Origin of the sequence: Puerhibacterium puerhi, assembly GCF_009846865.1 — a bacterium.
GTDB lineage: Bacteria > Actinomycetota > Actinomycetes > Actinomycetales > Cellulomonadaceae > Puerhibacterium > Puerhibacterium puerhi.
Genome location: NZ_WUWN01000012.1, coordinates 1 through 13,284, shown reverse-complemented (window position 1 = coordinate 13,284; position 13,284 = coordinate 1). Strand labels below are relative to the sequence as shown.

The following is a 13,284-nucleotide window of genomic DNA, read 5'->3' as shown; positions in this document are numbered from 1 at the left end:
GGAGGACGCGTGACGCCCACGACCGGCGACGACCGGCCGCTCACCGCCAGCGAGCTGCTCGTGGTGGCCGAGCGGCTGCAGCGCCGGCTCGCGGCCGGGCTCGCGGTGGCGCTCGCCGACGAGCGCACCACCGTGGACCAGTGGCGCACGCTGGAGCTCGTCGACCGCCTCGACGGCCCCACGATGGGCCGGCTCGCCGAGGCGTCCGGCCTGCCGAACGCGACGGTGAGCCGGGTCGTCGACGCCCTCGAGGACTGCGCCACGCTGTTCCGGCTGCCCGACCCGGGCGACCGCCGCCGCATCACCGTGCGCCTCACCGACACCGGCCGCGACCGCCTCGCGCGCCTGCGCCACCTCGTGGCGGCGTGGGACGCCGCCGTGGCCGAGGAGCTCGCCACGTCCGACGCCGCTCCCGACGCCGCGCACGTGCGGCGCGCGGCCGGCCTGCCGGCCGCGGAGCTGCCCTCCTGGTGAGACGCGTGGCGCGGGGACTCCTGCGACGTGCCCGGATGCGCCACACTGTCCTCATGCGCGCCGCCCGCCTCGCCGCCTCCGCCCTGTCCGTCGTCGGCCTGCTCGCCCTCGCCGCCTGCTCCCCCGGTGCGGGCGGCGGCTCCGGCGACCCCACCTCCGGCGGCACGGACGACGCCGGCTACGTGACGCCCGGCAAGCTGACGATCGCCACCGGCGAGCCCGCGTACTCCCCCTGGGTCGAGGACGACGACCCGGCCTCGGGCAAGGGGTTCGAGGCCGCCGTCGCGTACGCGGTGGCCGAGGAGATGGGCTTCGCGCAGGACGACGTGGTGTGGGTGCGCACCGGATTCGAGCAGGCGATCGCGCCGGGGCCCAAGGACTTCGACCTCAACATCCAGCAGTTCACGATCACCGACGAGCGCCGCGCCGCCGTCGACTTCTCCACGCCGTACTACACGACCGCGCAGGTCGTGGTGACGCTCGAGGGCACCCCCGCTGCCGACGCGACCACCCTCGCCCAGCTCGAGCCGCTGGCGATCGGCGCGGCGTCGGGCAGCACGAGCTTCGAGGCGGCCGAGGCGCAGATCGCCCCCGCCGCGGGCGTGCAGGTCTTCAACACCAACGACGACGCCAAGCTGGCCCTGCAGAACGGCCAGGTGGACGCGATCGTCGTGGACCTGCCCACCGCCTTCTACCTCGTCGGGGCCGAGCTCGACGGCGGCGTGATCGTGGGCCAGCTGCCCGACTCGACCGGCGGCGACGAGCTCGGGTTCGTCCTGGAGAAGGACTCGCCGCTGACCGAGGACGTCAGCGCGGCCGTGGACGCGCTGCGCGAGGACGGCACGCTCGCCGCCCTGGCGGACGAGTGGCTCGGGTCCGCCGGCGCCGCGCCGGTGCTGCAGTGACCGAGCCCGCGGTGAGCGGGCGGGCGGTGGCCGCGCCGGGCGCCCGGCACGCGCCCAGCGCGCTGGAGCTCGAGCGGCGCGCCTTCCGCAAGCGCCAGGGCTACCGCTCCGTCGCGGTGAGCCTGGTCAGCACGCTGGTGTTCGTCGGGGTCGTCGTGCTCGTGCTGCGGGCCACGCCCGGCTGGCCCCGCGTCGCCGACGCGTTCTTCGACCCCGAGGCCGCGTGGCGCTCCCTGCCGCGGGTGCTCGAGGGGCTCTGGCTCAACGTGCGCGTGCTGCTCGTGGCCAGCGTCGGCGTCGTCCTGATGGCCCTGCTGGTGGCGAGCGTGCGCACGCTGCGCGGCCCGGTCTTCTTCCCGCTGCGGGCCCTGGCGGCCGGGTACACCGACCTGTTCCGCGGGATCCCGCTGATCATCGTGCTGTACCTGGTCGGCTTCGGGATCCCCGGCCTGCGGTTCTTCCCCCGCATGGACGCCGCCGTGTGGGGCACCATCGCCCTGGTGCTCGTGTACGGCGCCTACGTGGCCGAGGTGTTCCGCGCGGGCATCGAGGCGGTGCACCCGTCGCAGCGCCTCGCCGCGCGCGGCCTCGGGCTGAGCCACGGGCAGACGATGCGCCGGGTCGTGCTGCCGCAGGCGCTGCGCAAGGTGACCCCGGCGCTGATGAACGACTTCGTGGCGCTGCAGAAGGACGTGGGGCTGATCTCCGTGCTCGGCGCCGTGGACGCCGTGCGGGCGGCGCAGATCGAGACGTCGCGGTACTACGACTTCACGCCGTACGTGGTGGCCGGCCTGCTCTTCGTGCTGCTCGCCCTGCCCATGATCCGGCTGACCGACTGGTACTCGGCGCGCGTGCGCGCCCGCGAGCAGATGGGGAGCGTGGTGTGAGCGAGCCGGTCCTGCGGATGAGCGGCGTGTGGTGCGCGTTCGGCGACCACGAGGTGCTGCGCGGCATCGACCTGGAGGTGCACCGCCACGAGGTCGTCGCGCTGATCGGCGCGAGCGGCTCGGGCAAGTCCACCCTGCTGCGCACCGCCAACCTGCTCGAGCACATCGACGACGGGCAGATCTTCCTCACGGGCGAGGACGTGTCCGACCCGCGGGTGGACGGCGACGCCGTGCGCGCCCGCATCGGCACGGTGTTCCAGTCCTACAACCTGTTCCCGCACCTGTCGGTGCTGGACAACGTCACCCTGGCGGCGCGCGTCGTGCACAAGCGGCCCCGCGCCGAGGCCGAGGCGCGCGGCCGGGAGCTGCTCGCCTCGATCGGCCTGGCTGCCAAGGCCGACGCCTACCCCGACACGCTCTCGGGCGGCCAGCAGCAGCGCGTGGCCATCGTCCGCGCGATCGCCACCGACCCCGAGCTGCTGCTGCTCGACGAGATCACCAGCGCCCTCGACCCCGAGCTGGTCGGCGAGGTGCTCGACCTGGTGCGCTCGCTCAAGGCCGGGGGCGCGACGATCCTCATGGCCACCCACGAGATGGCGTTCGCCCGCGACGTCGCCGACCGCGTGGTGTTCCTCGACGCCGGGCGCGTGCTGGAGCAGGGCTCGCCGGCCGAGATCCTGGTGGCGCCGCGCGAGCCGCGCACCCGGGAGTTCCTGGCGCGCGTGCTCACGCACTGAGGCGCACCGGGCCGGCCGGCCCACCGGCGCTCAGCCGAAGCTCACGCCCTGCGCCAGCGGCAGCTCGGTCGAGTAGTTGACCGTGTTCGTGGCCCGGCGCATGTACTGCTTCCAGGCGTCCGAGCCGGACTCGCGCCCGCCGCCGGTCGACTTCTCGCCGCCGAAGGCCCCGCCGATCTCGGCGCCCGAGGTGCCGATGTTGACGTTGACGATGCCGCAGTCGGCCCCGGCCTCCGACAGGAACGTCTCGGCCTCGCGCACGTCGAGCGTGAAGATCGCGCTCGACAGGCCCTGCGGGACGTCGTTGTGCAGCGCGATCGCCTCGTCGAGCGTGTCGTAGGCGAGCACGTACAGGATCGGCGCGAACGTCTCCCGGCGCACGACGGCGGTCTGCTCGGGCATCCGCACGATGGCCGGGGCGACGTAGGTGGCCAGCGGCGCGCCGTCGACCTCGACCGCGTGACCGCCGACGACGAGCTCGCCGCCGTCGGCCACCGCCTCGGCGATCGCGGCGGACATCGCCGAGCCCGCCGCGGCGTCCACGAGCGGGCCCACGAGGACGCCCTCGGTCCGCGGGTCGCCCACGCGCAGCGAGCGGTACACGCCCGCCAGGCGCTCGGTCAGCGGGTCGACGACCGATCGGTGGGCGATGACCCGCCGCAGCGTGGTGCAGCGCTGCCCCGCGGTGCCGGCCGCGGCGAACACGATGCCGCGCACCGCGAGGTCCAGGTCGGCGGACGGCGCGACGACGGCGGCGTTGTTGCCGCCGAGCTCCAGCAGGTAGCGCCCGCCGCGCGCGGCGACGACCGGGGCGACCTGGCGGCCCATCCGCTCCGAGCCGGTGGCCGACAGCAGCGCGACCCGCTCGTCGGCGACGAGCGCCTCGCCGGCCGCGCGGCCGCCGAGCACCAGGCGGTGCACGCCGCCGGGGAACCCGGCCTCGGCCAGGGCGCGCTCGAGCAGCGACGCCGCCCCGAGGGCGGACAGCGGGGTGCGCTCCGAGGGCTTCCACACCACGGTGTCGCCGCACACCAGCGCCACCGCGGTGTTCCACGACCAGACCGCCACGGGGAAGTTGAACGCGGTGACGAGCCCGACCACCCCGAGCGGGTGCCAGGTCTCCATCAGCCGGTGCCCCGGGCGCTCGGACGGCAGGGTGCGCCCGCCGAGCGAGCGCGACAGGCCGACGGCGAGGTCGCAGACGTCGATCATCTCCTGCACCTCGCCGAGCGCCTCGGAGGTGATCTTGCCCGCCTCGATCGACACCAGCTCGGCGAGGTCGGCCTTGTGCTCGGCGAGGAGCTCACCGAGGCGCTTGACGACCTGGCCGCGCACCGGCGCCGGCACGGAGCGCCAGTGGCGGAACGCCTCGGCGGCCTCGCCGACGGCGGTCGCGGCGTCGGCGGCCGTCGCCTCCCGCACGTGCAGCATCGGCTCGCCCGACAGCGGCGACGCGACGGGCAGCCCGGTGTCGGCGGCGGGCGGCGTCGCGCCGAGCCGCTCCAGCGCGGCGAGGGCGGCGTCGCGCAGCTCGGCGGTGAGCGTGGACGGGGTCGTCGTGGTCATGCCGGGGCTCCCTGGGTGGGCGGGTCGGGGACGGGTCGGGTGGGCGGGTCGGGGACGGGTCGGGTGGGCGGGTCGGGGACGGGTCGGGTGGGCGGGTCGGGGACGGGTCGGGTGGGTGGGTCGGGGACGGGGGCGGCCGCGCGCTCGAGGACCTCCGCGGGCACGCCCAGGCGTACCGCGGCGGCCACGAGCGACTCGGCCACCTGGGCGGCGTAGAGCGCGAACGGGTCGTGCAGGTCCCGGCCGACGGCGCCGGACATCCAGTCGGCGTCGCGCTCCGCGCCCTCCTGCGAGGCGTCCTTGGCGCCCTCGTCGGTGAGGTTGGACTGGAAGATGCCGGCGGCCGAGCGCGGCAGGAAGTCCTCGTAGACCACGGGGTCGCGGCGCACCCGCGCCGCCAGCCGCGCCGCGCCGTCGAGCTCAGCGCCCGCGTCGTCCTCGACCGCGTCGTCGTCCACGGCGTAGGTGAAGTAGCCCAGCCCGCGGGCGGCCAGCCCCGCCTCCGACGCGGGGAAGCGGGCCTGCCACACCATGCGGGCGAGGTCCTGGCGAGCGGCCTCGCCGAGCCCGGCCGCCCGCTCGTCGACCTCGACCACGGCGGCGTCGTACACCGCGCGGCCCGCCGGGGTGAGCGCGATGCCGCGCGCCTCGACCTCGCCGAAGCGGACCCGCAGGGAGTCCTCGACGACGGCGCCGTCCGGCGTGCGGAACAGCCGCGGCTCGGCGAGCGCCCGGAACGACGTCTGGCGCAGCAGCACGTCCGGGCCCTCCCACCGCGGCGGCCCCTGGATCGCCGGGATCATGGTGATCCCGCGGGCCTGCATGCGGGCGTACAGCTCGTCGATGTCCAGCACGCGCGGCGTCAGGTGGTTGATGTGCGTGCTGGCCACGCCGCCGATGTCCGCGGCGACGGCCGAGACCGCCTCGAGCTCGCGGTACCAGGCCTGGTCGACCGGCTCGCGGGACAGCTCGAACGCCTGGGTCGCCAGGCGCAGGAACGTCGCGGCCTCCGCGGCGGGCAGGCCGCCGTCGGCCTCCGCGCGGTCGGCGAGCGCCAGCAGCTCGGGCGCGAACAGCGTGCGCGCGTCCAGGAAGCGCTCGAGGCGCTCCTGGAGGTCGGGGCTGAAGAACCGGCGGTCGGACGGCACCAGCATCGAGGTGAAGACCCGGAACGGGTTGCGCGCCAGCTCGGCCCGCTCGACGGGCCGGAACGCCGTCGAGATCACCGGCACCGACGACGACGAGGCGTCGCGCAGGTCGTAGAAGCCGACCGGGTGCATGCCCATCGCGCCGAAGACGCGCGCCACCTGGGACAGCTCGCGCGGAGTCCCGACGCGGATGGCGCCGTGGCGCTCGGCGGTGACGCGCGCGACGGACCCGAGGCGCTCGGCGTCGGCGCCGCGGGCGGCCACGACGTCGGCGTTGACCTCGTGCGCCACCTCCAGCAGCGTCGTGTAGGCGGGCACCTCGTGGCCGTACATGTCGGACAGCGAGCGGGCGAACGCCGCCCGCAGCCGCCAGGGCTCGAGGAACCCGCGCCCGTCGGGCTCGCGCAGGTCCGGGGTCGGTGCGGGCATGGCATCCCTCCACGTCGTCGTGTCCCCTCACGGGAACGTAGCACCGACGAATGTCGCGCGGGTATGCCTCGTGGCCGGAGATCCTCCGGCGGGATGCACGAAGGCCCGGACGGTCGCCGCCCGCAGCGGGGCGGCGGCCGTCCGGGCCCCCGGCGAACGAGGTCAGGCGCCGAGCAGGCGCTGCGCCAGGTAGCCGGCGACCTGGTCGAGGGCGACGCGGTCCTGCGCCATCGTGTCGCGGTGGCGGATGGTCACCGCCTGGTCCTCGAGCGTGTCGAAGTCGACGGTGACGCAGAACGGCGTGCCGATCTCGTCCTGGCGGCGGTAGCGCTTGCCGATCGCCTGGGTGACGTCGTGCTCGACGTTCCAGTGCTCGCGCAGCTCGGCGGCCAGCTTCTCCGCCGTGGGCAGCAGGTCGGCGCTCTTGGACAGCGGCAGCACGGCGGCCTTGACCGGCGCGAGGCGCGGGTCGAGGTGCAGCACGGTGCGCTTGTCGACGCCACCCTTGGTGTTCGGCGCCTCGTCCTCGTCGTAGGCCTCGACCAGGAAGGCCATCAGCGAGCGGGTGAGGCCGGCGGCCGGCTCGATGACGTACGGGTAGTACTTCTCGTTCGACACCGGGTCGCGGTACATCAGGTCCTTGCCCGAGTGCTCCGCGTGGGTCTTGAGGTCGAAGTCGGTGCGGTTGGCGATGCCCTCGAGCTCGCCCCACTCCGAGCCGGTGAAGCCGAACCGGTACTCGATGTCGACGGTGCGGGTCGAGTAGTGGGAGAGCTTCTCCTTCGGGTGCTCGTACAGCCGCAGGTTGTCCTCGCTGATGCCGAGGTCGCGGTACCAGCCCATGCGGGTGTCGATCCAGTACTGGTGCCACTCGGCGTCGGAGCCCGGCGCGACGAAGAACTCCATCTCCATCTGCTCGAACTCGCGGGTGCGGAAGATGAAGTTGCCCGGCGTGATCTCGTTGCGGAACGACTTGCCGATCTGCGCGATGCCGAACGGCGGCTTCTTGCGGCTGACCGAGGCGACGTTCGCGAAGTTCACGAAGATGCCCTGGGCGGTCTCCGGGCGCAGGTAGTGCAGGCCGGACTCGTCCTCGACTGGGCCGAGGTACGTCTTGAGCATCATGTTGAAGTCGCGCGGCTCGGTCCACTGCCCGCGGGTGCCGCAGTTGGGGCACGCGAGCGTGTCGAGCGAGACCGACTCCGGGTCCTCGATGCCCTTCTTCTCCGCGTACTCCTCCTGCATCTGGTCCACACGGTAGCGCTTGTGGCAGCTGAGGCACTCGGTCAGCGGGTCGGTGAAGACGCCGACGTGGCCGGAGGCGACCCACACCTGGCGCGGCAGGATCACCGAGGAGTCCAGGCCCACGACGTCGTCGCGCCGGGTCATGGCCTTCCACCACTGGCGCTTGATGTTCTCCTTGAGCTCCACGCCCAGGGGGCCGTAGTCCCAGGCGGAGCGAGTGCCTCCGTAGATCTCGCCCGACGGGAAGACGAAACCGCGGCGCTTGGCGAGGGAGACGACGGCGTCGAGGCGGGCGGTGGCGGAGGGCGCAGCGGCCACGGGGATCACTCCTGGAGGGGACGGGCCCGCAGGTGGCTCCTGCGGAACGGCGGAGAGCTGACGGCGCCGGCCGAGGTCGGCCGGGTCGGATGGACAGCCCGACCAGCCTACCGGCCGGGACACCGCCGCGGCGCGTGCCGGACGGCCCGCGCCGCGCGGCGACTTGACAACCGTTCTCACCAGTCCTGAGAATGATTCTCATGCACCGTCGACCCCCGGCCCTCCTCGCCGTGCCCGCGCTCGCCCTGCCCCTGGCTCTGGCGGCCTGCTCGAGCGGGAGCGGCGGCAGCGACGACGGCACGGTCCGGGTGCTCGCCTCCTTCTACCCCTTGCAGTACGTCGCCCAGCAGGTCGGCGGCGCGCACGTGCAGGTCGACAACCTCACGCCGCCCGCCGCCGAGCCGCACGACCTCGAGCTCTCCCCCGCCCAGGTGCGCGAGATCGGCACCGCCGACGTCGTGCTGTACCTGTCCGGCTTCCAGAGCGCCGTCGACGAGGGCGTCGAGGCCCGTCAGCCGCAGCACGTGGTCGACGCCGCCGACGTCGTCACGCTCGAGGCGCACGCCTCGAGCGAGGAGGCGTCCCCCGAGGACGCGGAGCACGAGTCCGGCGACGGCCACGACCACGAGGCGCTCGGCGACCTCGACCCGCACTTCTGGACCGACCCGACCCTGCTGGCGCAGCTCGCCGCCCCCGTGGCCGAGCAGCTGGCCGCCGCCGACCCCGACCACGCCGCGGACTACGAGGCCGGCGCCACCGCGCTGCAGGAGAAGCTCGCCGAGCTGGACGCCGAGTACGCCGAGGGGCTCGCCGCCTGCTCCGGGGCCACCCTCGTGACGTCGCACACCGCCTTCGGCTACCTCGCCGAGCGGTACGGTCTGGAGCAGGTGGGCATCAGCGCCCTGGACCCCGAGGCCGAGCCCTCGCCGGCCCGGCTGCGCGAGATCGGCGCCGTCGTGGCCGAGCGCGGCGTGTCCACGCTCTTCAGCGAGACCCTGGTCGGCCCGAAGGTCACCGAGACCCTCGCCGCGGACCTGGGCGTCGACACCGCGGTGCTCGACCCGCTGGAGGGACTGTCGCAGGACGCCCTGGCGTCCGGGGAGGACTACGTGAGCGTCATGCAGAGCAACCTCGAGGCCCTCGAGCAGGGGCTGGTGTGCGGATGAGCGCGCTGACCGCGGGACGCCGCACCGTGGCCGAGCCCACGGACCCCGACGCCCCGGTGATCGAGGCGCGCGGGGTGCACGTGCGCCTCGGCGCCAGCCACGTGCTGCGCGGCGTCGACCTCGCGGTGCGCCGCGGCGAGGTCGTCGCGCTGCTCGGCGCCAACGGCTCGGGCAAGTCCACCCTCGTGCGCACCCTCGTGGGCGTGCTCCCGGCCGAGTCGGGCACCGTCTCGCTCCCGCCGCTGGAGCGCGTCGGGTACGTCCCCCAGCGCGTCAGCGCCGGCGGCGGCGTGCCCTCGACCGCGGAGGAGGTCGTCGCCTCCGGGCTGCTGCACCCCCGCCGCCTGCGCCCGCCGCGCGGCTGGCGCGCCCGCGTCCGCGAGGCGCTCGACCAGGTCGGCCTCGCCGACCGTGCCCACGACGCCATCGGCCAGCTCTCCGGCGGCCAGCAGCAGCGCGTGCTCATCGCCCGCGCCCTGGTGCGCCGCCCGGAGGTGCTGGTGCTCGACGAGCCGGTCGCCGGCGTCGACCGCCCCTCCCAGGAGCAGTTCGCCCGCACCATGACCGCGCTGGTCGACGGCGGCCTCACGGTGCTGGTGGTGCTGCACGAGCTGGGCGAGCTCGCCCAGCTCGTGACCCGCGCCGTCGTGCTGCGCCACGGCCGCGTGGTGCACGACGGCCCGCCGCCCGCCGCGCTCGGCGACCACTCGGCCCTCGGGCACGACCACGTGCACCCGCACGCCGCCGACGACATGGCCCCGCGACGGGGCGAGCCGGGCGGCACGCTGCTCGACCCGACGCTCGGCATCGAGACGGAGGTGCGCCCGTGAACCTCGCGGACGAGGTCGTGGCCCTGCTGACCGACCCCTTCATGCAGCGCGCGCTGCTCGCGGCGCTCCTCGTCGGCGCCGCCGCGCCGGTGGTGGGCACCTACCTGGTGCAGCGCCGGCTCTCGCTGCTCGGCGACGGCATCGGGCACGTGGCGCTCACCGGCGTGGCCCTGGGCTGGCTCGTCGGCGCCGCCATGGGGCTGGCGCCCAACGAGGCGCTGGCGATCCCCGGGGCGGTCGTGGCCGCCGTCGTCGGCTCGGTGCTCATCGAGGTGGTCCGCCGCCGCGGCCGCACCTCCGGCGACCTCGCGCTGGCCCTGATGTTCTACGGCGGCATCGCGGGCGGCGTGCTGCTCATCGGCATCGCCGGCGGCTCCTCGGGCAGCCTGATGTCCTACCTGTTCGGCTCCATCTCCACCGTGACCACGAGCGACCTGGTCATCACGGTGGTGCTGTGCGCGGTCATCCTGGCCGTCGGCGTCGGCCTGCGCTCCGCGCTGTTCGCCGTGAGCCACGACGAGGAGTTCGCCGTGGCGGCGGGGCTGCCGGTGTGGCTGCTGAACATGGCGGTCGCGGTGCTCGCCGCCCTCACGGTCACGGTGTCGATGCGGGTCGTGGGACTGCTGCTGGTCTCGGCGCTGATGATCGTGCCGGTCGCGGTCGCCCAGCAGCTCACGCACGCCTTCCGGCGCACGATGGCCGTCGCGGCGGTCGTGGGCGTCGTCGTCTGCGTGGCCGGCCTGACCATCACCTACTGGAACAACGTCTCCCCCGGTGCGACGATCGTCGTCCTGGCCATCGCGGTGTACGTGCTCGCGGTCGCCGCACGGCCGCTGCTGGCGCGCCGCGCGCCGGCCCGGGACCCGCACCCCGACATCCCGGACGACGTCGTCCTGACGACCGCGCCCGCCGCGGCCGGCGGGGGGAAGGAGTGCGCGCCGTGACCGTCCGCATGACCCGGCAGCGCGCCGCCGTGGCGGAGGCGCTCGACGAGTCCCCCGAGTTCCGCAGCGCCCAGCAGCTGCACGAGACGCTGCGCGCCCGCGGCGACGCCGTCGGGCTGGCGACCGTGTACCGCACGCTGCAGGCCCTGGTCGACGGCGGCGAGGTCGACGTGCTGCGCACCGGCGAGGGCGAGAGCCTGTACCGCCGGTGCGTGACCCGGGCCCACCACCACCACCTGGTGTGCCGCTCGTGCGGCCGCACCGTCGAGATCGACGGGCCCAGCGTCGAGGCGTGGGCCTCGGCGATGGGCGCGGCGCACGGCTTCGCCGACATCGAGCACACCGTCGAGCTGTGGGGCACGTGCGCGGACTGCCGCGCGGCCCACGGCGCCTGACCTCCGGCGGCACCGCACCGGCCGGGCGTGACCCGGGACACACCCGTTCCGCTCGGCGCCCCGGCTGTGCGATTCTTAGGTAATGCTTACCTCGCCTGCGACCGGGGCGTCGGCGCCGGTCGCGCGTGTCCCGGCGCCCCCGCCGGACCTGGGGCGACGCGCGCGGCGCCACGCGCTCGTGATCGCCGGCGCCGTCGTCGTGCTCGCGCTCGTCGTCGTCGCCAGCCTGCTGCTCGGCGTCCGGTCGATCGCGCCCGCCCACGTCTGGGCGGCGTTCGCCGCGCCCGACGCCGACGACGTCGACCAGGCGGTGGTGCTCGGCCAGCGCCTGCCCCGCACGGTCCTGGGCCTGCTCGCGGGGGTGGCGCTCGGCTGCGTCGGCACCGTGATCCAGGGCGTGACCCGCAACCCCATCGCCGACCCCGGCCTGCTCGGGATCACCCCCGGCGCCTCGCTCGCCGTGGTGCTGTCGGTGTCCTTCCTCGGGGTCACCACGCCGCTGGGCTTCGTGTGGTTCGCGTTCGCGGGCGCGGCGCTGGCCGCCGTCGTCGTCTTCGCCGTCGGTGGCGCCCACCCCGCCCGCCTGGCGCTGGTGGGTGCGGCGCTGACCGCGTTCGTCACGCCCGTCATCGCCCTGGTCATGCTGCGCGACGTCAACGCGTTCGACTCCTACCGGTTCTGGGCGGTCGGCTCGCTCACCGGGCGCGGCATGGACGCGGTCACCGCGCTGTGGCCGTTCCTGCTGGTCGGCGTGGTGCTCGCCGCGCTGCTCGCCCACCGGCTCACGCTGCTGGCGATGGGCGACGACGTCGCCGCCGCGCTCGGGCAGGACGTGCGGGTGACCCGCGCCCTCGCCGCGGTGGCGATCGTGCTGCTGGCCGGCACGGCCACGGCCTTCGCCGGCCCGATCGCGCTGGTGGGGCTCACCGTGCCGCACGCCGCGCGCCGCCTCGTCGGCACCGACTACCGCTGGGTCATGCCGCTGGCCGCGGTGCTGGGGCCCATCATGCTGCTGGGCGCCGACGTCGTCGGGCGCCTGGTGGTGCCGCACTCCGAGCTGGAGGCCGGCGTGGTCGCCGCCCTGCTCGGCGCGCCCGTGCTCGTCGCCGTCGCCCGCGGCCGCTCCGTGGCGGGGGTGTGACGCGATGACCGCCCTCTCCCCCGCCCCCGTGCCCGCCCCGGTGCCTGGCCCCGGCTCCGGCTCCGGCTCCGGCTCCGCCACCGTGGACGCCGCGGCCGCCCGGGTCGCCGCGCTCCGCGCGGCGCGGCGGCGCCGGTCCGCGCTCGTGCTCACCGTGACCGTCGCCGTCGGCGTCGTCGTGGCTGTCGTGGCGCTCTGCCTCGGCGCCGCCGGGCTGACGCCGGGCCGCGCGCTGGCCGGCGCCGTGGGCCTCGGCGACCCCGGCGACGTGTTCGTCGTGCAGCGGCTGCGCCTGCCGCGCGTGCTCGCCGCCCTGTTCGCCGGCGCCGCCTTCGCGCTCGCCGGGGCGCTGTTCCAGTCGACGCTGCGCAACCCGCTCGCCAGCCCCGACATCCTGGGCGTCTCCACCGGTGCCAGCCTCGGCGCCGTGTGGGCGCTGCTCGGCCTGGGCGTCCAGGGCGCGGCGGTGGCCGGCTTCGCGTTCGGCGGGGCGCTGGTCGCCGCGCTGGCCATCTGGCTGCTGGCCTGGCGCCGCGGGCTGCACTCCATCCGGTTCGTGCTGGTCGGCGTCGGTGTCGCGTACGTGTGCGGCTCGCTGCTGGCCTGGCTCATGGCCCGCGCCGAGGTCCGGGAGGCCCAGACCGCGCTGATGTGGACGATCGGCTCGGTGGCCGACGTGCGGGGCCCGTCCCTGACCGTGCTGCTGGTCGGAGTCGTCGTCCTCGGCGCGGCGGCCGCCGCCGTCTCCCGGACCCAGCCGGCGCTCTCGCTCGGCGACGACAACGCGCGCGCCCTGGGCGTGCGTGTCGACGCCGCCCGCGTCACGACGCTCCTGGTCGCCGTCGGGCTCGTCGCCGTGGCGACGAGCGCGGCGGGTCCCGTCGCCTTCGTGGCGCTCGTCGCGCCCGCGATCGCGCGCGGCCTGCTCGACGACGGCGGCGCCGACCTCGTGGCCTCCACCGCCGTCGGGGCCGTGCTCGTGCTGGTCGTCTCCACGCTCGTGATCACGTTCGGCCGCAAGCACCTCGCGCGCGCCGACGGCATCGAGGAGGACCGCGAGCAGGAGGGCGAGGAGATCATCGTCGGCGCGATCGACTGA

Annotated in this window: 13 protein-coding genes; 10 read left to right on the top strand and 3 right to left on the bottom strand. The window is 75.3% G+C overall.

Going from position 1 to position 13,284, the window contains the following annotated elements; genetic code table 11:
* Window positions 1–9 precede the first annotated feature (9 nt).
* From GSF02_RS08600 to GSF02_RS08585, 4 genes are read left to right on the top strand one after another with little or no spacing between them, the layout of a single operon-like run.
* Window positions 10–474, top strand: coding sequence for a MarR family winged helix-turn-helix transcriptional regulator (locus tag GSF02_RS08600; RefSeq protein WP_159794761.1), 465 nt, complete (start codon window positions 10–12; stop codon window positions 472–474).
* A 53-nt stretch (window positions 475–527) separates the two neighbouring features.
* Window positions 528–1,379 (top strand): ABC transporter substrate-binding protein, encoded by an 852-nt coding sequence (locus tag GSF02_RS08595; protein WP_159794759.1) that lies wholly within the window; start codon window positions 528–530, stop codon window positions 1,377–1,379.
* Window positions 1,376–2,266 (top strand): amino acid ABC transporter permease, encoded by an 891-nt coding sequence (locus GSF02_RS08590; RefSeq protein WP_159794757.1) that lies wholly within the window; start codon window positions 1,376–1,378, stop codon window positions 2,264–2,266. Before GSF02_RS08595 ends, GSF02_RS08590 begins: the two co-directional genes overlap by 4 nt.
* Window positions 2,267–2,283: 17 nt before the next feature.
* Window positions 2,284–3,003 (top strand): amino acid ABC transporter ATP-binding protein, encoded by a 720-nt coding sequence (locus GSF02_RS08585; protein ID WP_159794898.1) that lies wholly within the window; start codon window positions 2,284–2,286, stop codon window positions 3,001–3,003.
* A gap of 30 nt (window positions 3,004–3,033) precedes the next feature.
* Here the strand turns inward: GSF02_RS08585 and amaB are convergent, their stop codons facing one another.
* The 3 genes from amaB to GSF02_RS08570 all read right to left on the bottom strand — a co-directional run bounded on the left by amaB (window position 3,034) and on the right by GSF02_RS08570 (window position 7,709).
* On the bottom strand, window positions 3,034–4,569 hold the full coding sequence (amaB, locus tag GSF02_RS08580) for an L-piperidine-6-carboxylate dehydrogenase (protein WP_159794755.1): 1,536 nt from the start codon (window positions 4,567–4,569) through the stop codon (window positions 3,034–3,036).
* Window positions 4,566–6,146, bottom strand: coding sequence for a 2-oxoadipate dioxygenase/decarboxylase (gene hglS, locus GSF02_RS08575; protein WP_159794753.1), 1,581 nt, complete (start codon window positions 6,144–6,146; stop codon window positions 4,566–4,568). Before hglS ends, amaB begins: the two co-directional genes overlap by 4 nt.
* 162 nt (window positions 6,147–6,308) lie before the next feature.
* Entirely contained in the window at window positions 6,309–7,709 is a 1,401-nt protein-coding gene (locus GSF02_RS08570) for a glycine--tRNA ligase (RefSeq protein WP_159794751.1), read from the bottom strand.
* A 200-nt stretch (window positions 7,710–7,909) separates the two neighbouring features.
* Between GSF02_RS08570 and GSF02_RS08565 the strand changes: the two genes are divergently transcribed.
* The 6 genes from GSF02_RS08565 to GSF02_RS08540 all read left to right on the top strand — a co-directional run bounded on the left by GSF02_RS08565 (window position 7,910) and on the right by GSF02_RS08540 (window position 13,284).
* Window positions 7,910–8,875 carry a metal ABC transporter substrate-binding protein gene (locus GSF02_RS08565; RefSeq protein ID WP_159794749.1) on the top strand — a complete coding sequence of 322 codons (966 nt, stop codon included), beginning with the start codon at window positions 7,910–7,912 and terminating at the stop codon, window positions 8,873–8,875.
* Complete coding sequence (locus tag GSF02_RS08560; protein WP_159794747.1) at window positions 8,872–9,705, top strand: metal ABC transporter ATP-binding protein; 834 nt, start codon at window positions 8,872–8,874, stop codon at window positions 9,703–9,705. The genes GSF02_RS08565 and GSF02_RS08560 overlap by 4 nt, the downstream gene beginning before the upstream one ends.
* 41 nt (window positions 9,706–9,746) lie before the next feature.
* A complete protein-coding gene (locus GSF02_RS08555) occupies window positions 9,747–10,649 on the top strand; it encodes a metal ABC transporter permease (protein WP_159794896.1) in 903 nt (300 codons plus the stop codon).
* 8 nt (window positions 10,650–10,657) lie between these two features.
* Window positions 10,658–11,044 (top strand): Fur family transcriptional regulator, encoded by a 387-nt coding sequence (locus GSF02_RS08550; protein WP_159794894.1) that lies wholly within the window; start codon window positions 10,658–10,660, stop codon window positions 11,042–11,044.
* 82 nt (window positions 11,045–11,126) lie between these two features.
* A complete protein-coding gene (locus GSF02_RS08545) occupies window positions 11,127–12,185 on the top strand; it encodes a FecCD family ABC transporter permease (RefSeq protein ID WP_159794744.1) in 1,059 nt (352 codons plus the stop codon).
* A gap of 4 nt (window positions 12,186–12,189) precedes the next feature.
* Window positions 12,190–13,284, top strand: a complete 1,095-nt coding sequence (locus tag GSF02_RS08540; RefSeq protein ID WP_159794742.1) for a FecCD family ABC transporter permease — start codon at window positions 12,190–12,192, stop codon at window positions 13,282–13,284.

Coding starts and splice junctions, on each gene's coding strand:
- GSF02_RS08585 (WP_159794898.1), top strand. CDS start 2,284: ATGAGCGGCGTGTGGTGCGCGTTCGGCGACCACGAGGTGCTGCGCGGC.
- GSF02_RS08595 (WP_159794759.1), top strand. CDS start 528: ATGCGCGCCGCCCGCCTCGCCGCCTCCGCCCTGTCCGTCGTCGGCCTG.
- GSF02_RS08565 (WP_159794749.1), top strand. CDS start 7,910: ATGCACCGTCGACCCCCGGCCCTCCTCGCCGTGCCCGCGCTCGCCCTG.
- hglS (WP_159794753.1), bottom strand. CDS start 6,146: ATGCCCGCACCGACCCCGGACCTGCGCGAGCCCGACGGGCGCGGGTTC.
- GSF02_RS08560 (WP_159794747.1), top strand. CDS start 8,872: ATGAGCGCGCTGACCGCGGGACGCCGCACCGTGGCCGAGCCCACGGAC.
- GSF02_RS08545 (WP_159794744.1), top strand. CDS start 11,127: ATGCTTACCTCGCCTGCGACCGGGGCGTCGGCGCCGGTCGCGCGTGTC.
- GSF02_RS08550 (WP_159794894.1), top strand. CDS start 10,658: ATGACCCGGCAGCGCGCCGCCGTGGCGGAGGCGCTCGACGAGTCCCCC.
- GSF02_RS08555 (WP_159794896.1), top strand. CDS start 9,747: ATGCAGCGCGCGCTGCTCGCGGCGCTCCTCGTCGGCGCCGCCGCGCCG.
- GSF02_RS08540 (WP_159794742.1), top strand. CDS start 12,190: ATGACCGCCCTCTCCCCCGCCCCCGTGCCCGCCCCGGTGCCTGGCCCC.
- amaB (WP_159794755.1), bottom strand. CDS start 4,569: ATGACCACGACGACCCCGTCCACGCTCACCGCCGAGCTGCGCGACGCC.